This is a genomic window from Solibacillus sp. FSL R5-0691, assembly GCF_037974225.1.
Lineage (GTDB): Bacteria > Bacillota > Bacilli > Bacillales_A > Planococcaceae > Solibacillus.
Window position 1 is genome coordinate 72,288 of the sequence record NZ_CP150231.1, and the last position, 24,839, is coordinate 97,126.

Here is a 24,839-nt window from a genome sequence, read left to right on the forward strand (position 1 = left end):
ACCTTTGAGAAAGTGATGGAAGTCACTAAACACATATTTTTTGTGATAAAAGCTGACCGACTTGCTATTCTTCAAGGGAAATCTGAATACAATCATGCCGAGGCATAATTGTTTATTCAGCTGTTTTGTATGTTCAACAATCCAAAATGTATATCGGCTTTCTCGCTTTTTGACTGATGGCGAGGGAGCTTTTTTCATTGTGAAGGAAATCTAGATTTTAGCAATGGTTATAACTTTGTAAGAAAGTTTTGTCCCCGTCTAGGCTAAAGCGCCAGCTCCTCGCACCATTTCGGTCCCTCGTGCAAAAGGGGTGGAGCGTTTACTTTTGCGTCCGGCTCTCCTAGTCTTGCGGCTCACACGACGTGAGTCATTGGGGGCATGCCACATGGATGTGGCGTTTTGCCCACTCGGAGCTAAACGGGCGCTTGAGCACTTTTGTTCTTGAAGTTAGCACAGCGGTAACAAAGTGCGATCTGTGGTAAAATAGCGAAAGACTATGTTAGAAATGAGGAACGTTTCTTGGATATACAAGAGATTATTGTTGTTGAAGGAAAAGACGATACAACAGCGATTAAGCGTGCGACAGGAGCAGATACTATAGAAACAAACGGTTCTGCAATCTCTGATGAAGTATTGCGCCGTATTGCACATGCCCAGAAAAAGAGAGGCGTCATTGTATTTACGGACCCTGATTACCCGGGCCGCCGTATTCGCGCAATTATAGAAGAGCGGATACCAGGTGTGAAGCATGCGTTTTTAGCAAAGGCGAAAACAATCGCCAAAAACGGCAAAGGTTTAGGGATTGAACACGCAAATGATGAGGACATCCGTGAAGCATTAAGCAATGTCTATACATTAGCGGATTCACAAATCGAAGAGAAAATTACACTGGAAGATTTAATGACAGCCAAACTGATAGGCCACCCGCAATCCAAAAAACGCCGGGACCAGTTAGGTGAAATTTTAAATATAGGCATGACAAACGGTAAACAGCTTCATAAAAGACTGATGATGTTTCAAATAACAATCGAGCAGTTTGCAGAGGCCATTTCGCAATTAGATCAGGAGGATACGCATGCATAAAGACATTGCTACACCGGTACGTACAAAAGAAATTTTAGAAAAATACGGATTTTCATTCAAAAAGAGCTTAGGACAGAACTTCTTAATCGACCCGAATATTTTACGTAATATTGTCAGTCACGCTAATTTAACGGAAAACAGTGGAGCGATTGAAGTTGGACCTGGTATAGGGGCTTTGACAGAGCATTTGGCGCGCGAAGCAAAGAAGGTCGTATCATTTGAAATCGACCAACGTCTTTTACCTGTTCTGGAAGATACATTGAGCCCTTATGACAATGTAAAGATTGTCCATTCAGATATTTTAAAAGCGGATGTTGCACAAGTAATCGCAGAAGAAATGCCAGGTATTGAAGATATTATGGTCGTGGCTAATTTACCTTACTATGTAACAACACCAATTTTAATGAAGTTATTAAATGATCGCTTACCGATTCGCGGCTTTGTCGTGATGATGCAGAAAGAAGTGGCGGATCGTATTACCGCAAAACCGGGTACGAAGGCATATGGCTCTTTATCGATTGCCATTCAGTATTACGTAACAGCGGAAATTGCGATGGTTGTGCCGAAAACGGTATTTATGCCACAGCCAAATGTGGACTCGGCGGTAATCCGCTTAATCAAACATGAAAACCCTCCAGTAAAAGTAATTGATGAGGACTTCTTATTTGAAGTATCCCGAGCGTCATTTGCACAACGTCGTAAAACAATTTTAAATAATTTACAAAATGGACTTGTTAATGGTAAGCAAAATAAAGAGCTTATCCTTCAAGCATTGGAAGAAGCCGGAATTGAACCATCACGTCGTGGTGAAACATTGTCAATTCAAGAATTTGGCAAATTAGCGGACTGCTTACATCCTAATTTTTGTGTACGACAATAAAGTGAATTTCACATTAAAAATTTTTAAGAAATCTTAAGAAAAAAGTTGACGACTCTGTATCACGGTGATAAAATATTATATTTTATTGACATATTATCTACATCATGGTATACTGTTTTACAGTGAGGTGTATGCGAAAATGCCAAAAACGTTAGCAGACATTAAAAAATCATTGGATAGTCATTTGGGTAAACGTTTGCAATTAAAAGCAAATGGTGGTCGCAAGAAAACAATTGAATGCGAAGGCGTCTTAAGTGACACTTACCATGCAGTGTTCGTTATTGAACTAAAGCAGGAAGATAATGCGTGTAAACGCGTATCTTACAGTTACACAGATATACTTACCGAAGCAGTAGAGATTACTTTTTTAGATGATGCTGTAGCTACCATCAAATAGTTTTTCTAGTACTTATTTTAATATTTTTAAAAAAGCGCTCATTTAAAGTGAGTGTTTTTTTCTTTTTTGCACATGCTAAAAGCGTCAACGAAAAGGAGGTTTTTTGCATGGCAAGACAAAAAATTATGTCCAGTCGTCTAAAGGAAGAGATTGCAAAAGAACTTGGATTTTATGACGTAGTTCAACGTGAAGGTTGGGGCGGAATTAGAGCTCGTGATGCAGGAAACATGGTAAAACGTGCGGTTGAAATGGCTCAGGAAGGCTTGGCTAAACAATCGCAAAACAACCAAAAATAAGTTGACACAAAGATGGCACCATCGTAGGTTCTCGCTTACGGTGGTGTTATTTTGATGTGAGGAAATGAAATTACCTAATACTTAGAATGTCTTACTACTGTATTGCCCGGCATGCGTTTTTTTACGATAATTTGCGAAGAAAAGTGAATGTTTTCGTGCATAATACAAGGCTCCCGTATGGTAAAATAGGGGCAATAGAATTTTAATCGCGTATTACATATTATGCGTGCCTTATACAGTAGGAGGAATTTTCAATGTTATACGTAAAAGCACCCGCAAAAATCAACTTAACACTCGATGTGCTTTATAAACGTCCGGATAATTATCATGAAGTGGAAATGATTATGACAACGGTCGATTTGGCGGATCGAATTGGACTGGAATCACGAGCAGACGGTCAAATTAAAATCGTTTCAACCGATAATTTTGTTCCGGATGATCAGCGGAATTTTGCATACCAGGCAGCAGAGCTTTTAAAAAATACATACGGTATTAAAGATGGCGTAACGATTTCAATCGAGAAGCAAATTCCTATAGCTGCGGGTCTAGCGGGTGGAAGCAGCGATGCAGCGGCTACATTGCGCGGGTTAAATGAGTTGTGGGAACTAAATTTAACGTTGGACGAGCTTGCAGAACATGGAGCGAAAATCGGTTCTGACGTATCGTTCTGCGTCTATGGTGGTACAGCTTTAGCGACAGGACGCGGGGAAAAGATTAAAGAACTATCTGCACCTCCAACTTGCTGGGTCGTTTTGGCCAAGCCGAAAATTGGCGTATCGACAGCGGATGTATATGGTGGATTGAATATTGAAGGTCTACAGCACCCGAACACGAAAGAAATGATTAAAGCAATAGAAACCGAAGATTATGAACTAATGTGCAATTCACTTGGAAATGTTTTGGAAACTGTAACATTTAAGCTTTATCCGGAAGTTATAACAATTAAAGAACAAATGCAGCGCTTTGGTGCCGACGCGGTACTAATGAGCGGCAGTGGTCCGACAGTATTTGGGCTGGTGGAAAATGAAGCACGTGTCAGCCGAATTTATAATGGATTACGTGGTTTTTGTGAGGAAGTTTATGTAGTACGTATGTTAGGGGAACGAAATCCACTTGCATAAATACGTATAATTATGGTAATTTGACTATTAAATATTCGTATTTTAATTATTAATGTTTAGGAGAGGGTCGCATGAAATGGAAGCGCAGTGAACGCCTTGTAGATATGACTTATTATCTGCTTGAGCATCCGCATCAGTTGATCCCGCTAACTTATTTTTCTGAGCTTTACAGTTCTGCAAAGTCTTCAATCAGTGAAGATTTAACAATTGTAAAGGAAACATTCGAAGAAAAAGGAATTGGGCTTTTAATTACCGTACCTGGTGCAGCAGGCGGTGTTAAATATATCCCTAAAATGGCGGAACAAGAAGTTCGTGATATAATTGGGGAATTTATGGGAGAACTTAGTCAATCCGATCGACTATTACCTGGCGGCTATTTATTTATGACGGATCTTTTAGGGAATCCGGAATTGATGAACCGTGTAGGTAAAGTATTTGCGAGCGTGTTTGCAGATCGTCAAATTGATGTCATTATGACGGTAGCGACAAAGGGAATTTCAATTGCACATGCGATTGCAAGACATTTGAATGTGCCGGTTGTTGTTGTACGTCGTGACAGCAAAGTGACGGAAGGTTCAACAGTGAGTATTAATTATGTATCAGGGTCTTCTCGTCGTATTCAAACGATGGTTTTATCAAAACGCAGTATGAAAAGTGGCCAGCGTGTTTTAATTACCGATGATTTTATGAAAGTCGGCGGCACGATGAATGGTATGAAGAACCTACTGGAAGAATTCGAATGTGAGTTGGCAGGTATCGCGGTATTAGTAGAAGCACAGCATGCTGATGTTACATTAGTGGATGATTACTATTCTTTAGTAAAACTGAAGGAAGTAAATGAGAAAGATCGCACAATTGCATTAAGTGAAGGTAATTTTTTTCAAAAGGAGAGAAATTAAAATGAAAACTGTTTCAACAACAAATGCACCAGCAGCAATCGGTCCATATGCACAAGGTATTGTAGTAAATAACATGTTTTATTCTTCAGGCCAAATTCCACTGACAGCTTCAGGGGAACTTGTAGATGGCGATATCGAAGTACAGACAAATCAAGTATTCGAAAACTTAAAAGCTGTTTTAGCAGCAGCCGGCTCTTCTTTAAACCAAGTTGTAAAAACAACAGTGTTTATGAAAGACATGAATGATTTCGCTATAATGAATGAAGTGTATGCAAGTCATTTTGGTGAGCACAAGCCAGCTCGTTCGGCAGTAGAAGTTGCTCGTTTACCAAAAGACGTAAAAGTTGAAATTGAAGTTATTGCATTAGTAAAATAATAAATTCTTCATTCTTATATTGTTTATAGCTTAAATCCGCGACTTTCTAATTATAGAAAAGACGTGGATTTTTTTTATTGGAAAAATATTTTGACTCTATTTATAGCAGTTATTAAGAAAATCTTTATAAATAAGTAGAATATTTAGTTTATTTTAATAATTATAAAAATTGTAGATAGAAAAAAATTACATTATATTGTATTCTATTGATAAATGATGTATTTTTAGAAATTTAATGGATGATAGAAGGATTATAGTTTTTCATCCCGAATACTAAAAATTACAAATCAAACTACAGGGGGTATAAATAATGGAAGTAACTGACGTAAGATTACGACGTGTTCAAACAGAAGGACGTATGCGTGCAATTGCCTCAATTACGCTAGATGATGAGTTTGTTATTCATGACATTCGTGTAATTGACGGGAATACTGGTTTATTTGTAGCGATGCCTAGCAAAAGAACACCAGACGGCGAATTCCGTGATATTGCACATCCGATTAATTCGAATACGCGCAATAAAATTCAAGAAATCGTTTTGGAAGCTTTCCATGCATCTGCTGAAGAAAACACAGAGGGAACTTTGGAGCTTGAAGAAGTGAATGTTTAATGTTAATTAGGGTCACTCATATGAGGGGGCTCTTTTTTTTGTGAATTTTTATAGACAGTAATGTTCTATAACAGAAAAGTAAAAACTACAATAAGATCGAAAATATACTGATTATTTACTTTTTAACGTAATTTTTTGCTGAATTAGTACACAAAAGAAAATGTGTCAAACTACTATAGATATTTTAAATTCAAACATTTGTCAAGTCTGAATACCTTGAAAAGATTATGAAATTGCTTTATAGTCATAAGAGAAAATGAGCTAAATTGGAGGACTTGTAATATGACGAATATTTTTGCGGTCGTGCTAGCGGCTGGTCAAGGTACACGAATGAAGTCCAAATTATATAAAGTGCTTCACCCAGTATGCGGAAAGCCTATGGTGGAACATGTAATCGATCATATCAGCTCATTAAATGTTGAGCGTGTCGTAACTGTTGTAGGACATGGTGCAGAGCTGGTAAAAGAAACACTAGGAAATAAGAGTGAGTATGTTTTACAAGAAGAACAACTAGGTACAGCGCATGCAGTTCAGCAAGCTGAGCCGATTTTAAGCGGACTTAGCGGAACTACACTTGTAGTATGTGGTGATACTCCTTTAATTCGCCCTGAAACAATGCAGGCACTGCTTGATGAACATGCATCACAAAATGCAAAAGCAACTATTTTGACAGCGGTTACAGATGATCCGACTGGCTATGGCCGTATTTTACGTAACGAACATGGACAAGTGTCACAAATTGTTGAACAAAAGGATGCTACTTCTGAACAGCAGCTTGTGAAAGAAATTAATACAGGCACATACTGCTTTGATAATGAAGCACTGTTTGAAGCACTTAAGCTCGTTAAAAATGAAAATGCACAAGGTGAATTCTATTTACCTGATGTTATTGAAATTTTACAAAAGCAAGGTGAAACAGTTGCCGCTTATGTAACAGAAAACTTTGATGAAACACTTGGCGTAAATGACCGTTTTGCTCTGTCTCAGGCAGAGGAGCTTATGCGTGCACGTATTAATGAACGTCATATGCGCAATGGTGTAACGATTATAAATCCGATTTCTACACATATTAGTGCAGACGCGGTAATCGGAAGTGATACGGTTCTTCTACCTGGAGTGATCATTGAAGGAAAAACGGTTATTGGCGAAGATTGTAAAATTGGTCCAAATAGTCATATTGTTGACAGTCAAATTGGCAATGCGACAACGATTCATAGTTCAGTTGTGCTAAACAGCCAAGTCGGCAGTGAAACAGCAGTAGGTCCGTTTGCACATTTACGTCCGGAATCTTCATTAGGAAACCATGTAAAAATCGGTAATTTCGTTGAAGTGAAGAAGAGTACGCTAGGTGATGATACGAAAGTGTCTCATTTAAGCTATATTGGCGATGCAGAAGTCGGCAGTAACGTAAATATTGGCTGCGGTTCAATCACTGTTAACTATGACGGTAAGAACAAATATAAAACAATTATTGAAGACGATGTATTCATTGGATGTAATTCGAACTTAGTTGCTCCGGTAACATTGAAAAAAGGTTCTTTCATTGCAGCAGGATCGACAATTACTAAAGAAGTTCCGGAAGATGCATTGGCAATTGCACGTGCTCGTCAGGAAAATAAATTAGGCTATGTGAGTAAATTAAATTCAAAATAAAATTAACTAAAATACAGGAGGCCATCATGCCGTATCAATACGCTGACTCAAAATTAAAAATCTTCTCATTAAATTCTAACAATCCACTTGCCAAAGAGATTGCTGATGAAATGGGTCTAGAACTAGGGAAATCATCCGTTAAACACTTCAGTGATGGAGAAGTCCAAATTAGCATTGAAGAAAGTATTCGAGGAATGGATGTATTTATCGTTCAATCTACTTCTGCACCTGTAAATGAGCATTTAATGGAACTTTTAATTATGATTGATGCTGTTAAACGTGCGTCTGCTCGTACAGTAAACGTTGTTATGCCTTACTATGGCTATGCACGTCAAGACCGTAAAGCAAAAGCGCGTGAACCAATCACTGCTAAATTAGTAGCAAACTTACTTGAAACTGCCGGTGCAACTCGTGTAATCGTATTGGATTTACATGCACCTCAAATTCAAGGTTTCTTTGATATTTTAATCGACCATTTAGTGGCTGTACCACTACTTGCTGAACATTTCGGAACAAAAGGTTTCAATGAAGAGGAATTGGTTATTGTTTCTCCAGACCATGGTGGTGTAACTCGTGCGCGTAAATTAGCAGAGCGCTTAAAAGCTCCGATCGCTATTATCGATAAGCGTCGTCCAAAACCGAACGTGGCAGAAGTAATGAACATTGTTGGTAATGTAGAAGGTAAAGTATGTATTTTAATCGATGATATTATCGATACGGCAGGTACGATTACGATTGGTGCAGAGGCATTAATTAAGAGCGGTGCTAAAGAAGTTTACGCATGTTGTTCACACCCTGTATTATCAGGTCCGGCAATTGAGCGTATTGAAAATTCTCCTATTAAGGAATTAGTTGTAACAAACACTATTCAATTATCTGAAGAAAAATTATCTCCAAAAATTCAACAACTATCAGTTGCGAAATTAATGGCAGATGCAATCTCACGTATTTACGAAAACAAATCTGTTAGTACATTATTTGACTAATCGATTGCAAACCAGCTTAGGAATTTTATTTCCTAAGCTGGTTTTTTTATGTCCTATTTTCCCTATATGCAAATATTTGCAAAAAATCTGACAATTTAATATGTTTAGTGTAGACAAGGGTAGGGTAAATGTACCTTTGTATAATTAATTAAGGGGGACGATGGAATATGACTACAGTATTACAAGCAACTAAGCGAGAAACTGGGAAACGTTCGATATTAACCCAACTTAGAAATGAAGGCCAATTGGCAGGTGTGCTTTATGGCTATGAAACTGAGACAACACCAATTTCGTTGGATTATAGAGATACTGCTAAAGCAGTACAAACATATGGTTCAACAAGCGTGTTTAAAATTGAAGTAGGCGGGAAAAGAGTAAATGCAGTACTTACTGATATCCAACGTGATGCACTAAAAGGACATGTGAAGCACGTTGACTTCCTTGCTATCAATATGAAAGAAGAACTTGAGGTGGATGTTCCAATCGCATTAATCGGAACTTCAGTTGGTGTTAAAGAAGGTGGAGTCATTACTCAACCTAACCATACATTGAAAATTAAAGTGAATCCAAGTGAAATTCCAGACACAGTTGAAATCGATGTATCCGAATTAGCAGTTGGTGAATCGTTATCTGTGGGTAATGTGCGTGATCAATTTACAGCGTTTACGATTGTAGATAATGATGACTTTACATTAGCAACGGTAACACCGCCAGCAGCACCAGTTGAAGATGTTGATGCAGATGCAGAGAATGTAACAGCCGATGATCTTGATGCAACGGGAGAAAAATTATCGCCTGAAAAACCAGGTAGAGAAGATTAAGCAATTGGACAGGCCGCTCTATTATATAGAGCGGTTTTTTAATGCCGAAAAAATACTTCGACATCCGAAAGAAAATAAGTATAATAAGATGGAGATGAGTAAATATTATGAATAATTAGAGGTCTTTATGAGAACACATAATGAAAAAATGAGTATTTATCACGGGATGGCATCTGCTGTTGCACAAAATACTTCAAACAGCTATATCCCGATTTTTGCAATGACGATTCTTGGTGCGACGAACTATCAAGTGGGATTGATCAGTTCCTTGCCACCGCTAATTACACTGCTTATGACATTGCCGGCTGCCATTTTATTAAACCGTGCATTCGAGCAAAAAAGGCTTGTTGCTTTCTCTGTATTGGCAGCACGCTTTGTTTTTCTGTTAATTGCCTTCATCAGTTATGTGCCGGGAAGTTTTGGTTCATGGTTGCTGCTTGGTCTGATTGCAGCGATGAGCGTCCCGAATACGATGGCTAATATGGGCTGGCAGTCTTTTATCGGGAATATTATTGAAGAATCACGGCGAGCTCAGTTTTTCAGTGATCGCAATCGCTTGCTGACAGTCGTAGGTTTATTCGTTACATTAACAATCGGCATTGTCATGAAAGACATGACCTCCAACAGGATAGCTTATCAAATACTGTTCATGTTTACATTTGCAGTCGGAATTGTGGAACTTTACTTTTTGCTAAAGCATGATGAACCGGAGCGTGAACTGAATACAGAAAAGAAACGCGCAATGGATTGGTCAATATTTAAAAACAATAAATATGTCCTGTTTTTAATTGTTGCACTTGTATTTAACTTTGGCTGGCAAATGGCATGGGGTGTTTTCAATATTTATAATGTCCGTTATGCGGAAGCAACAATTTTTTGGATTAGTATGTTCAATGTCGCCAATATGATTGCACAAATCTTTTCATTTTCGCTTTGGCGTAAATGGTCGCAAAAATATGGCAATATGAGTGTGTTCGTCTGGGTTGCTTTTGGTATGTCGACAGCGCCATTGCTGATGGTTTTATCGACTAACCTGTATTATTTAGCCGCGATGTCCTTTCTTTCAGGGCTGTTTGTTTCAGGGACGGTTTTAATATTATTTAATTTATTGCTGGAAAATTCACCGCAGGAAGTCCGCACATATTGTATTACAACTTACAATGTGCTGCTTGCCGTCATCGCCTTTTCTTCTCCGCAAATCGGAATTTGGCTGCTGGAAACCTACTCGATGGAAACAGCGATGTATTTGTCGACAGCCGTTCGCTTTTTCGCAGCAGTAGGATTTTTGTTGCTGTACATTGTAAGGAAAATGCGTGCAAGATCATTGGCTCAATACTAGGGGACGATACATACTTTTCAGAAGGATATATGATAAAATAAAGGCGATTAGAGAAAAAGGATGCGATTACTAGTGAAATTAATTATTGGTTTAGGAAATCCGGGAAAACCATATGAACATACACGCCATAATATAGGTTTTGATGTGATTGATGAATTAGCCGATCGATGGAATGCACCATTAAACCAAACTAAATTTAATGGTATGTATGCAACAGTTCATCGTCCTGAAGGAAAAGTCATTTTATTGAAGCCATTAACATATATGAATTTATCAGGAGAATGTGTTAGACCTCTAATGGATTATTTTGATATAGAAATTGAAGATATTATTGTTATTTATGATGATTTAGATCTGGAAACGGGTAAGTTAAGATTACGCGGCAAAGGAAGTGCCGGTGGACATAACGGAATTAAGTCATTAATTCAGCACTTGGGAACACAGGAATTTAACCGAATCCGTGTCGGAGTAAGCCGTCCGCCAGCTGGTATGAAAGTTGCGGATTACGTATTGGCCAAATTTTCAAAAGAGGATCAGCCAATTGTAAAAGAAGCTGTCGAAAAGAGCTGTGATGCTGTGGAAACAGCTTTAACAAAGCCGTTCTTAGAAGTTATGAATAAATTTAACGGCGCATAATTTAATCAAAAAATGGTTAGACTTTAATATACATAAGTGTTTAAAGGAGGCCATGGGAGATGCCTGTACGCTACCGCTGTAGACATTGTGAGGTAGAGATTGGTACTTTGCCTTTCGATGCAGAAGAAACGGTTCAAAAGCTTCATCTGTTTGAAATAGGTGAAATCGATGAATTCATCAAAAAAAATGAACGGGGAGAAACGACCGTTTACAGCATTTGTGAGCATTGTGAAGAATCATTGCGTCAGTTTCCCGATTACTATGCGTTAAAAAGATGGTTACAGTAGAGGAGTTGCTTTGGTCGCATAAACTGCGCCAAGGCTTTTTCCATTTACGTTTTCAATTATCGAAAAAGAGAAGGGGGACTAGACGTGGATACGATACATCAAATATTTAAAAAAGATAAACAGATTGATAATATGATAGACCATATTCAAAAGGGTCAAGCAAACGATCATCTTATTACCGGACTAACGGGAAGCGCAAGACCTGCATTGATCCATACAATCTATCAAGAGACAAATAAATCGATTTATATCGTGTCCTCAAATCTATTGCAGGCACAAAAGTTAGTAGATGATTTGACTGCATTAGTTGGTGAAGGGCATGTTCATTATTATCCTGCCGAGGAGTTTATCGCTGCAAATATGACGACGTCTTCCCATGAGCTGCGTGCACAGCGTATCGCTACAATAGGCCGTTTAGTCAATCAGGAGCGCGGAATCTATATTATTCCGGCTGCAGGTATGCGCAGCATTCTAAGCTCACCCGAAAAATGGCTTGGTTACGAACTTAACACCTCCATTGGTCAGGATGTCGACATCACTATTTGGTTGGATAAGCTTGTTGAAATGGGTTATACGAGAAGTGAAATGGTTACAACGCCAGGTGAGTTTGCGATGCGCGGCGGAATTATGGATATTTATCCACCATACGCACAAGACCCAATCCGTATCGAGTTGTTTGATACAGAAGTGGATTCAATCCGTACTTTTTCTGCCGACAATCAGCGCTCAATTGAAAAATTAAATGAAATTAAAATTTTCCCTGCCGCAGAACTTCTTTTAACGAAAGAAGAGCGTATAAAACTTGCAGAACGTCTGGAAGAATCATTGGCTGCTAGTTTAAAAAAAGTGCGTAAAAAGGAAACACAGGAATTGCTCATGCAAAATATTCAGCATGATATTGAGCTGCTGAGGCTTGGTCATCTGCCGGATCATATCGCAAAATATGGCTCGCTCTTATTTGAGAAGCAGTATTTTTTAGGCGATTACTTTAAAGAAGATGGTCTTGTTTTATTTGATGAACTCGGCCGTATTCAGGAAGTGATGGAAGCCTGGGAACGTGAAGAAAATGAATGGTTTATTTCATTGATTGAAGGCGGCAAAATGCTTCATGATGTAAAGCCATCCTATTCATTAAAAGAAGTACTTTCAATGCTGAAACAGCAGAAAATGTATTTCGCATTATTCACAAGAACATTTGCCGGCATCACACTTAAAAAGACGATCAACATTTCATGTAAACCGATGCAGCAATTCCACGGTCAAATTGCTTTGCTGCAAAATGAGATCGAACGTTGGTCAAACGACAAGTTCATTGTATTATTTACAGCGAGTTCGGAAAGCCGGATAAAGGCGATGCAGAATTTACTGAATGACTACCATATCGCGTCAACAATCGGTTATGCCGATGCACCGGGTATTTATTTAGTTAATACGCCATTGTCGTCAGGTTTTGAGCTGCCATTACAGAAAATAGCGGTTGTTACGGATGATGAGCTCTTTAAACAGCAGGCAAAGAAAAAATCACGCCCGCAGCAAATGACAAATGCTGAGCGGATCAAATCATATACAGAAATTAAATCAGGCGACTATGTTGTTCACGTACATCATGGGATCGGAAAATATATTGGTATTGAAACACTTGTTGTGAATGGTACACATCAAGATTATTTGCATGTACGATACCGTGAAGATGATAAGTTATATGTACCTGTCGATCAAATCGAACTGATTCAGCGTTATGTACCATCCGGTGAAAAAGAACCGAAACTTCATAAACTCGGCGGCACGGAATGGAAGAAAACACATAAGAAAGTTTCGAATGCAGTACAGGATATTGCAGATGATTTAATCAAACTTTATGCAAAACGGGAAGCAGAAAAAGGTTATGCCTTTTCTCCGGATTCGGATGAACAACGAAGTTTCGAGGCGGCTTTCCCGTATGAGGAAACAGAAGATCAATTACGTACTATTGCTGAAGTGAAAAAGGATATGGAACGGGAACGTCCAATGGATCGCCTCGTTTGCGGTGATGTAGGATACGGAAAGACGGAAGTTGCTATTCGTGCTGCATTTAAAGCTATTTTAGATGGGAAGCAAGTGGCTTTTTTAGTGCCGACTACGATTTTGGCACAACAGCACTATGAAACGATTTCAAAGCGCTTTGAAGACTATGCGATCAATGTAGGGCTACTTAGTCGTTTCCGCACGAAAAAGCAGCAAACAGAGACATTAAAAGGCTTAAAAGAAGGTACAGTGGATATGGTGATCGGTACGCACCGTATTTTATCGAAGGATGTAGTATATCAGGATTTAGGACTGCTTATCGTCGATGAGGAGCAGCGTTTCGGTGTTACACATAAAGAGAAGATTAAGCAGCTTCGAACGAATGTCGATGTACTGACATTAACAGCAACGCCAATTCCGCGTACACTGCATATGTCGATGGTAGGGGTGCGTGACTTGTCTGTTATCGAAACACCACCACAAAACCGTTTCCCTGTACAAACATATGTAATGGAGCATAACGGAGCCCTTGTACGTGAAGCAATTGAACGTGAAATGGCGCGTGGCGGACAAGTGTTCTATTTATATAATCGTGTAGAGGATATTACAAGAAGAGTAGAAGAAATTCAGATGCTTGTTCCGGATGCACGAGTTGCCTTTGCGCACGGGAAAATGACGGAGGCGAAGCTTGAATCGGTTATTTTATCGTTTATCGAAGGTGAGTATGATGTACTTGTCACAACAACGATTATTGAAACAGGTGTAGATATTCCAAATGTAAATACTTTAATTGTCCATGATGCGGATCGTATGGGACTTTCCCAGCTGTATCAGCTGCGAGGACGTGTAGGGCGTTCAAATCGTATTGCCTATGCATATTTTATGTATGAGCGTGATAAAGTTCTTACTGAAGTGGCGGAGCAGCGTCTGCAGGCAGTAAAAGAATTTACGGAATTAGGGTCAGGTTTCAAAATTGCAATGCGTGACTTATCGATTCGTGGTGCCGGGAATTTACTTGGTGCTCAGCAGCATGGCTTTATCGATTCAATCGGTTTTGATCTGTACTCGCAAATGCTGGAAGAAGCCGTTGAAGAGCGTCGCACGGGTGTGAAGAGAGAAGAGAAGCAGGATGTCGAGATTATGCTGCATGTTGATGCGTACATTCCGGATGCGTACATTCCGGATGGCTACCAAAAAATCCAAATGTATAAGCGGATTAAAGCGATGGAACGTATAGAGGATTATCTGGAAATTATCGATGAACTGCAAGATCGCTTTGGAGATTTACCGGTTGAAACAGAGCGTCTGATGCGTGTGGCCCGTATGAAAGTTTGGGCTAAAGAAGCGAATGTGCTTTCAATAAAAGAAAAGCAGCAAGTTGTATCTATTATTCTTTCAGAAGAAGGAACGGCCAATACTAACGGTGCACAAATCGTTGAGCAATCAATGGAGTTTGGTCGTGCGGTCGGCTTTGGGATGGAAGGAACACAGTTAGTCATTACAGTAGATTACAATAAATGCGGCAATCACCTGCCATTTGAAGTAGTAGAAAAAATGATGCAAATTATCGCAGCTGCCAAAAAAGAATCATAAAAAAAGAGAGGGAATCTTAAAAGTATTGGACTTTTAACATTTCCTCTCTTTTATTTTGGATACAATAAATGAATCACAGGAAAGATTGTTGCACACTATAATGTACTCCGTTCGAATAATTTAAGCGTTGGAGCAGTTCTTCGCGATTATGATGCTCTTCACGCTTTTCTAAAAACTGTTTTTCTCTTGTAGTGGAGGCAAATACTAAATCGCGCTGACCATTTGACTTTTCAAGGTAACGCTTAAAAATGCCATTTTCAAATTTTGAAATAGCTGTTGCACGTTCTTTCGATAAATCAGGGTAATAAGCTAAATGAGTTCCTGCATAATATTGCTGCTGACGATATGCATCAGGTGTTGATGTAATAGGATCAACTCTTACCATTATTGCACCTCCAAAAAAACCTGTTTATTTTGTTAATAGCCTTTTTTACAAAAATAAAACATAATATGAATGAAAACGTTGTAATTTCCTATATCCATTTACAGAAAATTAGGTAAATCATCATGTTTGTTCCTGCATAGAGAAAAATTATTTTATCCGGCTCGAACAATGCATAGTTTCATGTATTTCTTTCCATACTAGGAGCATCATGCTGTGAATTGATGGAAAGTGAGGGAACATGAACGATGAAAGCAACAGGAATAGTTCGCCGCATCGATGATTTAGGTCGTGTTGTTATCCCAAAAGAAATTAGAAGAACGCTTCGCATCCGGGAAGGGGATCCCCTTGAAATTTATACGGACCGCGAAGGAGAAGTGATTTTAAAAAAATACTCGCCGATTAATGATTTAGGCGAATTCGCACAACAATATGCGGAATCATTATTTGAAACATTAGGTACCCCGACATTAATAAGTGACCGAGATGAAGTAATTGCTGTTGCAGGCGTTTCGAAAAAAGATTATGTTGCGAGACGTTTAACTGTGTTTGCAGAAGATATTATTAAAAACAGGTCACCTGTAAGTGAAAAGCTGGAGATGTCGATTGAACTTGTAGCAGGACAGTATGAACAAGTGAAATCGTATTGCATCGTACCGATAGTTTCGAACGGTGATCCGATTGGTGCTATTTATTTAATATCACGGGCCCATTTCATCGGTGAAGTAGAGCAAAAAACTGCTGAAACAGCAGCTCATTTTTTAGCAAAACAAATGGAAAACTAAAATCACTTCAAAACGTCCATAGTAATGGGCGTTTTTTTAATTCCTCGAGTAAAATTAGCAAATGGTTTTCATGATATAATTAGTACATTGTATGAAATAGAGGAAGGAAATAGAATGACTTCGCAAAGCTATGGTATGAAAAATTATATGAAGGGCGCTCTTCTTCTGACTGTAGCGGCCCTTTTAGTAAAAATATTAAGTGCCATCTACCGGGTTCCTTATCAAAACTTAGTAGGTGATCAAGGATTTTATGTGTATCAGCAAGTGTATCCTTTTATCTCGTTTTTTGTCGTATGGACATCAAGCGGGTTTGCTGTTGCTATTTCCAAAATGCTCGCAGATATTGAAGGACGTGGCGGTACATATGAGGAGAAACGGTCTGTATCACGCATTATTTTTTACTATTTAACAGCATTGGCCCTTATTTTTTTCTGTCTTTTATTTTTTGGTGCACAGCCTTTAGCAAATTTGATGGAAGATCCTCAGCTAGCGGGGTTATTGCAAGTTGGCTCATTTATTACGTTATGTATGCCGCTTCTTGCAGTTTTAAAGGGCAACTTCCAATCGGAAAGTAAGATGCAGCCTGTTGCCTATGCCCAAGTGTTCGAACAAATGATCCGGGTATCGATAATATTAGTCGGAACGATTGTTTTGCTGCAATATACGCAATCTGTTTATGCTGCAGGGAAAATGGCGATGCTCGGTACAGTTATCGGAGAAATAGCGGGTATTATCCTGTTGCTCTACTTTTTGAAAAGACAGTATGTACCTTCAGGAAAAATAGTCCGAGTGAAAGTTTGGCCAATTTTAAAAGAGGTGACATTATACAGTATCGCAATCAGCATGAGTGCGCTGTTATTGTTGTGCTTTCAACTTGTAGATTCCTTTACGATATATAAAATGCTTGTCCACGCGGGAATGCCTGTCCTTGAAGCGATGGAAGTGAAAGGAATTTATGACCGTGGTCAACCGCTTGTCCAACTGGGAATCGTTATTGCAACTTCTTTATCGCTGGCCATTGTGCCGCTCGTCGCATTAAAGGCAAATCAGCCTAATGGTCGTGGCGCCAAGCCGTTTATTCAATTGACTTTCCGGAGCTCCCTTATATTTGGAGTTGCTGCGGCACTTGGATTAATACTTGTTATGCCATATGTAAATCAAATGCTGTTCAAGACGGATGCCTATTCCAATGTATTGAAGCTATATTCGTTTCAAATTATTCCGTTATCGATTATTTTAACGTTTACAGCAATTTTACAAGGCTATAGTAAATTAAAAGGGCCTGCCATTTTTTTAGGGCTTGGAATCATATTAAAATTTTTAGGGAACATTATTTTAATCCCGCATTATGATGTGCTGGGCGCGGCAATAGCAAGTAATATCGGACTGATTTTTACAGCTGCCGCACTTATCATTTATTTAAAAAAACTGACGGCGATCCGCCTGGCGAATCGTACGTTTTATAAAAAACTGGCCATTGCCTGTCTCGTCATGACCGTTGTCGTACAAGGTGCTGTTTACAGCTTAAATAGCTTGTTTACCGGCCTGTTCAGTCGATTTGATGCACTTATTTACAGTGGTGTGCTCGTCGTGCTCGGCGCAGGTGCCTTCATTACAGCAGTCGCAAAAATGCGTGTCTTAACAGAAAAGGATTGGTTCTTAATCCCGCTCGGCAGGAGAATGGCTGCCTATCAATTAATGTTAAATCGAAAGAAGTAGGTGTATAACTTGAATCAATTAACTGTTATCGGTTTAGGAGCAGCCGATTTTGAACAAATGCAAATGGGTGTTTACAAAAAAATTAAAGCAGCCAAAAAAATATATGTACGAACAGAGGATCATCCTGTCATACAGGACTTAAAAATGGAAGGAATCGAGTTTACGAGCTTTGATGATGTGTATATTAAGCATGGCTCGTTCGGTCCCGTTTATGAAGAAATTGCAAAGCGTCTTATTGAAGCTGTAGCACAAGAGGACATTATGTATGCTGTTCCAGGTCATCCGCTCGTAGCAGAGCAGACTGTCCAGCACTTAATTGAAGCGGACCAAAGCGGACAGATCAGCCTTGTAATTGAGGGCGGACAAAGCTTTTTGGACCCGATATTCGGGGCTTTAAAGATTGATCCGATAGAAGGGTTTCAGCTATTGGACGGGACAAGCATGTCTATCAATGATATGAACATGCGTCAGCATATTTTGATTGCTCAGGTGTACGATTCGTTCAGTGCATCAGAAGTAAAGCTTACATTGATGGAGAAGTACCGCGATGACTACCCGGTAACGATTGTTACGGCAGCGGGATCTTCACAGGAATCATTGCGTACTGTCCCGCTTTATGAGCTTGATCAGGCAGCAGAAATCAATAATTTGACGACAGTATATGTGCCGCCTGTTCAATCTGATGAGGAAGCATTAAGGGACTGGACAACATTCCGACAAATCATTGCCACGTTGCGCGGCCCAGACGGCTGTCCTTGGGATCAGAAACAGACGCATGAATCATTGAAGAAATACTTACTGGAAGAAGCGCATGAATTTTTAGCAGCGGTCGATGCCGAAGATGACTTTGCTATGGTGGAAGAGCTTGGCGATGTCCTTTTACAAGTGTTTCTACATGCACAAATCGGGGAAGATAACGGTTATTTCACATTGGAAGAAGTGCTTGCATCGGTTAGCGAAAAAATGATTCGACGTCACCCGCATGTATTTGGGGATGTGACGGCAGAGGATGCGGAAACTGTAACAGCCAATTGGGAAGCAATTAAAAAGCAGGAAAAAGGGCATGCAGATGACGAACCATTATTAAAGAACGAATATAGTCCGTACTCATCGCTTCAAACCTCATACAACTACCAGAAAAAAGCGGCGACAGTCGGTTTTGATTGGCCGAATGCTGATGATGCATGGGAGAAGTTTACGGAAGAATGGCAAGAATTCCGCGAAGAAATAACGCAAGGTAACGAAATAAGCCGTACCGATGAATTCGGAGATGTATTATTCACACTTGTGAACATCGCACGCTTTTATAAAATTTCACCTGAAGAAGCGATGCTGCATGCCAATGAAAAATTTGCCCGCCGTTTTCATTTCGTCGAGCAAAGTGTAGCAAAGAGCGGCAAGTCGTTCGAAGATTTTACATTAGAACAGCTGGATGCTTTTTGGAATGAAGCAAAACAACTGGAAAAAGGGGAGTAATGGAATGCGCTTAGATAAATTTTTAAAAGTTTCACGTTTAATTAAACGCCGTACATTAGCGAAAGAAGTAGCGGTACAAGGCCGTATTTCAATTAATGATAAAGTGGCAAAAGCAAGCAGTACTGTAAAAGTAGGCGATGAGCTGGCAATTCGTTTCGGTCAAAAAATCGTTACAGCACGTGTCGAAGAGATTCGTGAAAATGTGAAAAAAGAAGATGCATTAAAAATGTTTACAATAATAAAAGAAGAGCGTTTAGAGAAAGTTGAACCTGAATTTATAGATGATGAAGAATAAGAATAGGGCATGACCAACTTTTTAAGTCATGCTTCTTTCCGTTGTTGCATATAGTGTACAACTATAAGCTCAAAGGGGGACTTGCATTGACTATTCATCAAGAAAGCGCGCGCTATACCATTTCGTCTGGGGATCACTTAGTAACGGTACGTAATCGTAAACGGATGGACATGACATCTGTTAAAAGTATCGAGCGATTTGATCAGGAAGAATTTTATGTGAATACATCACAGGGTCATTTATTGATTCGTGGAGAGGAACTGCGTATTGTTCATTTAGACGTGGACAAGGGATTACTAACGTTAGAAGGGGAAGTGAAGCAATTCCAATACGATGAAAGCGAGAGTGGCTTATCGAAAAGTTTCCTTCATAAATTGTTTGGATGATGATGAGTGCGCAGCTTATAAGCATTCTTGTCATGTTTATAAGCGGAGTTGCTGTAGGTGCAATTATCGATTGTATCCGAATTAATGTAAATCGTATCCCTCTAAAAAATATTCGACGTATTACCTGGATTTTAGAATGGATAGTCTGGTTAATATTAGGGGTTACTACGTTTTATTTATTATTTTTAGTAAAAGGAGGGCAATGGCGGGTAGTTGATCCACTTGCCCAAATCGCCGGAATTGCAACATATGAATTGCTGTTCCAAAAAATTATCCGCTTTGTTGGAAGAGTGTGTATAAATTTATTTGTGAAGCCGGTTTTTTTTATTGGACATGTTGTAATAAAGCTTGTTAAAAATATTATAAAATTAATAATAGGGATTATATTATTTATTTGCCGTCCCTTTATTAAGTTTTTCAAGAAATATTTGTTAAAAAACTTTAAAACACAGCAATGAACTCGTATAATGATAACAACTATTGATTGTGAGGGAGGAGACGGAAATGGGAAGAAAAAATGTGCAAGAAGAGCTACATAACCATAATGTCCAGTCGTTGAATAACGACTATGTCCGCTCAAATCCGCAAGCAAAAGCTCAAATTAAAGCAAAAATTGCTGTACGTCGTCGCAGAAGATTAGCAGTATTTTTCATTTTAGCCACTGTAGTAATTGCCGCATTAGTAAAAGCAAACATGGTCCAGAGTGAACGCCTCGCCGCAAAGGAAGAAACGAAAGCCGCGGTTGAAGAACGATTGGAAGAAGCGCTTCACAGACAAGAGCTATTAAATTTGCAGATTGCGAAGCTGGAAGATGATGAGTATATTGCGAAGCTTGCAAGAAAAGAATTTTTCCTTTCTGAAGAGGGCGAAATTATTTTCACAATACCGAATAAATCGGACAAAGAAAATAAAGACAAGCCTGAAGATGACAAAGAATAATGTATTAATCGTTATCCAAAGAAAAATGTGACTTTGAAATTTAATAAAAAACCAGTCAGCATGGTAATATTAAGCTAAAATTCCTGGTATTTATTGCCTTTAGGTAGAGTGTCTTGTTGACACTCTTTTTATGTTAGCTATAATTAGAGAAGAAGCTATTCAACAAAAGTTTCATTATAATTGATAAATGGCTTTTCAATCGAAGAGTCTCTTAAAATTTAAGGAGGAGCATTTTTTTTATGTCAATTGAAGTAGGCAGCAAAGTACAAGGTAAGGTAACAGGCATCACAAATTTCGGTGCATTCGTCGAGCTTCCAGATGGTAAAACAGGTTTAGTTCACATCAGTGAAGTGGCAGATAACTATGTAAAAGATATTAACGAGCATCTTAAAGTAGGCGATGAAGTCGAAGTTAAAGTGATGAATGTTGAAGCGGATGGAAAGATCGGTCTTTCAATTCGTAAAGCAAAGCCTCAAGCTGAGCGACCAGAGCGTCCACAGCGTCCTCGTCGCGAAAACAACCGTTCTAACGATCGTAATGATCGTCAACCAAAAGAGAACTTTGAACAGAAGATGGCGCGTTTCTTAAAAGATAGCGATGAGCGTTTAACTACATTAAAGCGTGCAACTGAGTCTAAGCGCGGTGGCCGTGGAGCTCGCAGAGGATAATTTTGCTGGCTGTTTGAACGTAGAAAAAGTGTCAAATAGATGATAAAGCGATGGATTGTAAGAGTAATTCTTACAATCCATCGCTTTTTCTTGTGAAATGGGGCTCATGATTAAATCATTCTTTTTCGGCATTATGCTTGATGAGTACCCGAATAAGGGCAACAAAGCAAAAAATACCGCCAATTAATCCGATTGCAATCATAATTATTTGTAATGGGAGCGGCAAGTTTGTCAATAAGACGCCTCCAACAACTAGAAGCATGCTAATGCCGCAAAGAAAAGCTAAATATGTAAAGTTCTGCACCAAAGAAAACGCCTCCTCCTATACAATAAGTATAAAGGATTAGAAAGAAAGTGTGTCAGTAATTTACAAAGCAAGGAAAAGGGCAAAATAAAAGCCGCCTAGGAAGACAATGTTCCTAAACAGCTTTTGAGATGACCCGTACGGGATTCGAACCCGTGTTACCGCCGTGAAAGGGCGGTGTCTTAACCACTTGACCAACGGGCCTATAAATGGTGGCGGCAGAGGGAGTCGAACCCACGACCTTTCGGGTATGAACCGAGTGCTCTAGCCAACTGAGCTACACCGCCAAAATTAACAACAAAACTAATAATACATTGCAGTCTATAGAGTGTCAACACTATTTTTTTAATATTTCCTCTACCAAACTACACTGAAAATTACTGCTTATTATTTTTTGCAATTACTAATAAAAAAAGTGAAAAAACGCGCATATTCCCGTAAAAAAACAGTCGAACAATTTTTTGGCGCCAATCCTACAAACAGACAAAATTCACTTTTTCAGCTTTATATAATAGCGTTAAAAAGAAAAGGTGATAGTAAAAATGGTGACATTAAATAATCAAAATGAGTTTCAAACACTAAACTTAAACTTATTCTTATATAAAGAAAAATCGAGAATAATAATAGCGAGTGTTATAGCGTTTGCAGCTTTTTGTTTTGCTCAGGCAGTCTTCTTTGAAGCTGTTACTCCGTTATTTTTACCTTTTTGGCTAGTTATTCGAACGAGATTTGTCTCATTTCAGAAGAGCGCTTTACTAGGGGGAATACTTGGAACCCTCTTTCTAGGCTTTGGACAAGCAGCGGTTGTTTTAGTGCAGCTTTTCTTCATGGAATGTCTCGTACGGTTTAAGTTTATAAAAATTTCCCCGTATTTTTTGCTAGGGACTACCATTATAGCTGTTCAACTAGCGTGGCAAATGCTACTTCATAGTGGTATGCCATCTGTCATGACATTATTTTATATCGTATATGAATGTTTATTTGCGGTTTCAATTCTATTCTTTATGCGTATTTTGACAATGCCAAGTAAAGAAAATGGAAACATTGAGTGGACAAGAGAAAAAATTACGGCAATTATTGTCGTTTTGGCCGGTATGCTGATCGGCATGGAAAACTTGACTCTTTTCTACTTTTCGATGGCGCTGATCGTCCTTCACTTCCTCATTTGCCTTGTAGCCTATTCCTCGACGGTTGGTGCTACAGTCATCTTTTCATTATCTCTTGGCTTTTTTATCGGTTTAGCAAACTTATCATTCACAGGTATGATGATTTTATATGCCTGTACAGGACTGGTCGCTGCTTTTGTACAAAATCAGGGACGTTATATTGTGGCGATATTTAGTTTTTTGCCGAGTATTTTTTTCTTCTTTTATGATGCGACATTACCGATTGATAGTATTTATTTTATGTCGATGCTTACAGGGGCCATCATTTTCCTGCTGTTACCGAAAAATATACTTGAATACTGCAAAATGTACTATAAACAAACTACAGTCAGTGTCATTCAGGTGAACCGCAATGAAGTAGTGGAAGTGCAGCTTAAGCAATTTCAGCAATTTGTTTCCTTTATGAAAGAGCTTGTATTCGATCATTTCACACAAAATAAGGCGAAAAATAAGACAACTGCAGAACCGTTTCTAATTTGCTCCAGCTGTTTCAAATATGAAGAATGCTGGGGGAGAAAAGGGGAGATGGAGGGAATTATCGATTCGTGGCGTTTAGCGAAAAGAAGCACGAAACCGGTCAGCTGGATTCGGGTGGAAGAGCAGCTGAAAGGGAAATGCATCAAATCTTCTAAATTGCTGGAAGAACTAGAGTCAGCTTTACACAAAGAGCATATGGAAAGACAGTTCTATCATGGCAAAAAGATGATTGCCTTACAGCTTCGTGATTTAAGCAGCCACTTTGAAAAACTATTAAACAGCCAGCGACTAGAAATCGGCACATCTGAAATGGATGGGGAGATGCAGCAATTTTTAAAAGAAAATGATATTCACTGTTTACATATTCAGTGGATAAAAAATGAAATAGGGAACCGGGAGTTCGTGTGTTATGTCGCAGATCATCGGGATGCACATGTCGTTATCCAGCAGCTAGAACAGCAACTGTTTGAATATTTGCATGAACCATTAAAAGGTGAACAGATTTACGAGCAGCACTCGCCTATTTTTTATCGTCAAATTAAGTTTACTTCAGCAATTCGTTATCAGTTGGAGTATGATATATATACGTATTCCCATGCAAACCATGCAATTTCCGGTGATTCCTACCGTGTATTCCCGATCCATCCGGGGCTAATGGCGATTATGCTGTCCGATGGAATGGGGACAAATGTAAGGGCGAATCGAGAAAGTGAACGTTTAATTCAAATGATGCAGGATTGTCTTACTTACAATATGGACCCTGAAACAGCAATGCACACAATGCATTATGTGATGTCGCTGAAAAACGATTCGGACATGTATGCAACAATGGATTTTGCACTTGTCGATTTACAGTTCGGCCACTTATGGTGTTGGAAAGCGGGAGGCATGACGACCTATGTGTTAAGAGGGAACGATTTATTCAAGATCGAAAGTACAAGTGCACCGATTGGTTTTTTACCAAACTTTGCAGTTGATACGGAAATGACACAACTATTGTCAGAGGATGTTATTTTAATGATTTCGGACGGGTTATTTTCACCATCTGCACAATGGGATGCACAGGAGCAATTATTTATCAGGCTGATTCGTCAAGGGCTGGAAAATGGTGCTTCCATCCAGGTTGTCCTATATGATGTCATGATGCAATTTAAACAAAGATACCCAATTGCTGATGATTGCACTGTGATGTTATTCCGTTTGCAGCATGTAATAAAACCGTGGCAAGTATTCAGACCAGCAATCACACATTGAAATGTAA

26 protein-coding genes and 2 tRNA genes are annotated in these 24,839 nt (G+C 39.0%); 24 read left to right on the forward strand and 4 right to left on the reverse strand.

Translation table 11 applies throughout. The annotated features are described in order from the left end of the window. Positions 1-519 precede the first annotated feature (519 nt). The 15 genes from rnmV (at position 520) to mfd (ending at position 14,981) form a co-directional block, all read left to right on the forward strand. A complete protein-coding gene (rnmV, locus tag MKY51_RS00335) occupies positions 520-1,083 on the forward strand; it encodes a ribonuclease M5 (protein ID WP_039967429.1) in 564 nt (187 codons plus the stop codon). After that, entirely contained in the window at positions 1,076-1,963 is an 888-nt protein-coding gene (gene rsmA / locus MKY51_RS00340) for a 16S rRNA (adenine(1518)-N(6)/adenine(1519)-N(6))-dimethyltransferase RsmA (protein ID WP_339174653.1), read from the forward strand. Before rnmV ends, rsmA begins: the two co-directional genes overlap by 8 nt. A 139-nt stretch (positions 1,964-2,102) precedes the next feature. After that, the gene (locus tag MKY51_RS00345) at positions 2,103-2,360 is read left to right on the forward strand and encodes a Veg family protein (RefSeq protein WP_008408296.1); all 258 of its coding nucleotides are present in this window, start codon (positions 2,103-2,105) and stop codon (positions 2,358-2,360) included. Positions 2,361-2,467: 107 nt separating this feature from the next. After that, positions 2,468-2,656 (forward strand): small, acid-soluble spore protein, alpha/beta type, encoded by a 189-nt coding sequence (locus MKY51_RS00350; protein WP_339174654.1) that lies wholly within the window; start codon positions 2,468-2,470, stop codon positions 2,654-2,656. Between the two features lie 254 nt (positions 2,657-2,910). Beyond that, entirely contained in the window at positions 2,911-3,777 is an 867-nt protein-coding gene (ispE, locus tag MKY51_RS00355) for a 4-(cytidine 5'-diphospho)-2-C-methyl-D-erythritol kinase (RefSeq protein ID WP_339174655.1), read from the forward strand. 71 nt (positions 3,778-3,848) lie between these two features. Continuing rightward, the gene (gene purR / locus MKY51_RS00360; protein ID WP_339174656.1) at positions 3,849-4,676 is read left to right on the forward strand and encodes a pur operon repressor; all 828 of its coding nucleotides are present in this window, start codon (positions 3,849-3,851) and stop codon (positions 4,674-4,676) included. Between the two features lies 1 nt (position 4,677). Beyond that, entirely contained in the window at positions 4,678-5,052 is a 375-nt protein-coding gene (locus MKY51_RS00365; RefSeq protein ID WP_339174657.1) for a RidA family protein, read from the forward strand. A 310-nt stretch (positions 5,053-5,362) separates the two neighbouring features. Then, positions 5,363-5,662, forward strand: coding sequence for a septation regulator SpoVG (gene spoVG, locus MKY51_RS00370; RefSeq protein WP_339174658.1), 300 nt, complete (start codon positions 5,363-5,365; stop codon positions 5,660-5,662). A 282-nt stretch (positions 5,663-5,944) separates the two neighbouring features. After that, on the forward strand, positions 5,945-7,315 hold the full coding sequence (glmU, locus tag MKY51_RS00375) for a bifunctional UDP-N-acetylglucosamine diphosphorylase/glucosamine-1-phosphate N-acetyltransferase GlmU (RefSeq protein WP_339174659.1): 1,371 nt from the start codon (positions 5,945-5,947) through the stop codon (positions 7,313-7,315). Positions 7,316-7,341: 26 nt separating this feature from the next. Next, positions 7,342-8,301 carry a ribose-phosphate diphosphokinase gene (locus MKY51_RS00380; protein WP_339174660.1) on the forward strand — a complete coding sequence of 320 codons (960 nt, stop codon included), beginning with the start codon at positions 7,342-7,344 and terminating at the stop codon, positions 8,299-8,301. Between the two features lie 167 nt (positions 8,302-8,468). Beyond that, the gene (locus MKY51_RS00385) at positions 8,469-9,122 is read left to right on the forward strand and encodes a 50S ribosomal protein L25/general stress protein Ctc (RefSeq protein ID WP_339174661.1); all 654 of its coding nucleotides are present in this window, start codon (positions 8,469-8,471) and stop codon (positions 9,120-9,122) included. Positions 9,123-9,249: 127 nt separating this feature from the next. Then, the gene (locus tag MKY51_RS00390; RefSeq protein ID WP_339174662.1) at positions 9,250-10,461 is read left to right on the forward strand and encodes an MFS transporter; all 1,212 of its coding nucleotides are present in this window, start codon (positions 9,250-9,252) and stop codon (positions 10,459-10,461) included. A 72-nt stretch (positions 10,462-10,533) separates the two neighbouring features. Further along, the gene (pth, locus tag MKY51_RS00395; protein WP_339174663.1) at positions 10,534-11,097 is read left to right on the forward strand and encodes an aminoacyl-tRNA hydrolase; all 564 of its coding nucleotides are present in this window, start codon (positions 10,534-10,536) and stop codon (positions 11,095-11,097) included. Between the two features lie 59 nt (positions 11,098-11,156). Beyond that, a complete protein-coding gene (locus MKY51_RS00400; protein ID WP_008408283.1) occupies positions 11,157-11,384 on the forward strand; it encodes an anti-sigma-F factor Fin family protein in 228 nt (75 codons plus the stop codon). Between the two features lie 84 nt (positions 11,385-11,468). After that, on the forward strand, positions 11,469-14,981 hold the full coding sequence (gene mfd, locus MKY51_RS00405; protein ID WP_339174664.1) for a transcription-repair coupling factor: 3,513 nt from the start codon (positions 11,469-11,471) through the stop codon (positions 14,979-14,981). A gap of 73 nt (positions 14,982-15,054) precedes the next feature. Here the strand turns inward: mfd and MKY51_RS00410 are convergent, their stop codons facing one another. Further along, a complete protein-coding gene (locus tag MKY51_RS00410; protein ID WP_339174665.1) occupies positions 15,055-15,366 on the reverse strand; it encodes a hypothetical protein in 312 nt (103 codons plus the stop codon). A gap of 245 nt (positions 15,367-15,611) precedes the next feature. Between MKY51_RS00410 and spoVT the strand changes: the two genes are divergently transcribed. The 8 genes from spoVT to MKY51_RS00450 all read left to right on the forward strand — a co-directional run bounded on the left by spoVT (position 15,612) and on the right by MKY51_RS00450 (position 21,631). Next, positions 15,612-16,148, forward strand: a complete 537-nt coding sequence (gene spoVT, locus MKY51_RS00415; RefSeq protein ID WP_339174666.1) for a stage V sporulation protein T — start codon at positions 15,612-15,614, stop codon at positions 16,146-16,148. 114 nt (positions 16,149-16,262) lie between these two features. Next, positions 16,263-17,867, forward strand: a complete 1,605-nt coding sequence (locus tag MKY51_RS00420; protein ID WP_339174667.1) for a polysaccharide biosynthesis protein — start codon at positions 16,263-16,265, stop codon at positions 17,865-17,867. 9 nt (positions 17,868-17,876) lie between these two features. Next, entirely contained in the window at positions 17,877-19,343 is a 1,467-nt protein-coding gene (gene mazG / locus MKY51_RS00425; RefSeq protein WP_339174668.1) for a nucleoside triphosphate pyrophosphohydrolase, read from the forward strand. A gap of 4 nt (positions 19,344-19,347) precedes the next feature. Beyond that, positions 19,348-19,638: an RNA-binding S4 domain-containing protein gene (locus tag MKY51_RS00430; RefSeq protein WP_339174669.1), complete on the forward strand. Its 291-nt coding sequence runs from the start codon at positions 19,348-19,350 to the stop codon at positions 19,636-19,638. An 86-nt stretch (positions 19,639-19,724) separates the two neighbouring features. Then, entirely contained in the window at positions 19,725-20,024 is a 300-nt protein-coding gene (yabP, locus tag MKY51_RS00435; protein WP_008408271.1) for a sporulation protein YabP, read from the forward strand. Positions 20,025-20,026: 2 nt separating this feature from the next. Continuing rightward, positions 20,027-20,482, forward strand: a complete 456-nt coding sequence (yabQ, locus tag MKY51_RS00440; protein ID WP_339174670.1) for a spore cortex biosynthesis protein YabQ — start codon at positions 20,027-20,029, stop codon at positions 20,480-20,482. Between the two features lie 46 nt (positions 20,483-20,528). Then, positions 20,529-20,963, forward strand: a complete 435-nt coding sequence (locus tag MKY51_RS00445; protein WP_339174671.1) for a septum formation initiator family protein — start codon at positions 20,529-20,531, stop codon at positions 20,961-20,963. A 239-nt stretch (positions 20,964-21,202) separates the two neighbouring features. Continuing rightward, the gene (locus MKY51_RS00450; RefSeq protein WP_008408265.1) at positions 21,203-21,631 is read left to right on the forward strand and encodes a S1 domain-containing RNA-binding protein; all 429 of its coding nucleotides are present in this window, start codon (positions 21,203-21,205) and stop codon (positions 21,629-21,631) included. Positions 21,632-21,746: 115 nt separating this feature from the next. On the opposite strand, the gene MKY51_RS00455 is transcribed toward MKY51_RS00450, so the two are convergent. The 3 genes from MKY51_RS00455 to MKY51_RS00465 form a co-directional block, all read right to left on the reverse strand. After that, positions 21,747-21,935 carry a sodium:potassium antiporter gene (locus tag MKY51_RS00455; protein ID WP_339174672.1) on the reverse strand — a complete coding sequence of 63 codons (189 nt, stop codon included), beginning with the start codon at positions 21,933-21,935 and terminating at the stop codon, positions 21,747-21,749. A gap of 132 nt (positions 21,936-22,067) precedes the next feature. Next, positions 22,068-22,139 (reverse strand) — tRNA-Glu (locus MKY51_RS00460). A 6-nt stretch (positions 22,140-22,145) separates the two neighbouring features. Then, positions 22,146-22,222: transfer RNA gene (locus tag MKY51_RS00465), tRNA-Met, on the reverse strand. A 255-nt stretch (positions 22,223-22,477) separates the two neighbouring features. Here MKY51_RS00465 and MKY51_RS00470 point away from each other — a divergent pair. Then, on the forward strand, positions 22,478-24,832 hold the full coding sequence (locus MKY51_RS00470) for a SpoIIE family protein phosphatase (protein ID WP_339174673.1): 2,355 nt from the start codon (positions 22,478-22,480) through the stop codon (positions 24,830-24,832). Positions 24,833-24,839 lie beyond the last annotated feature (7 nt).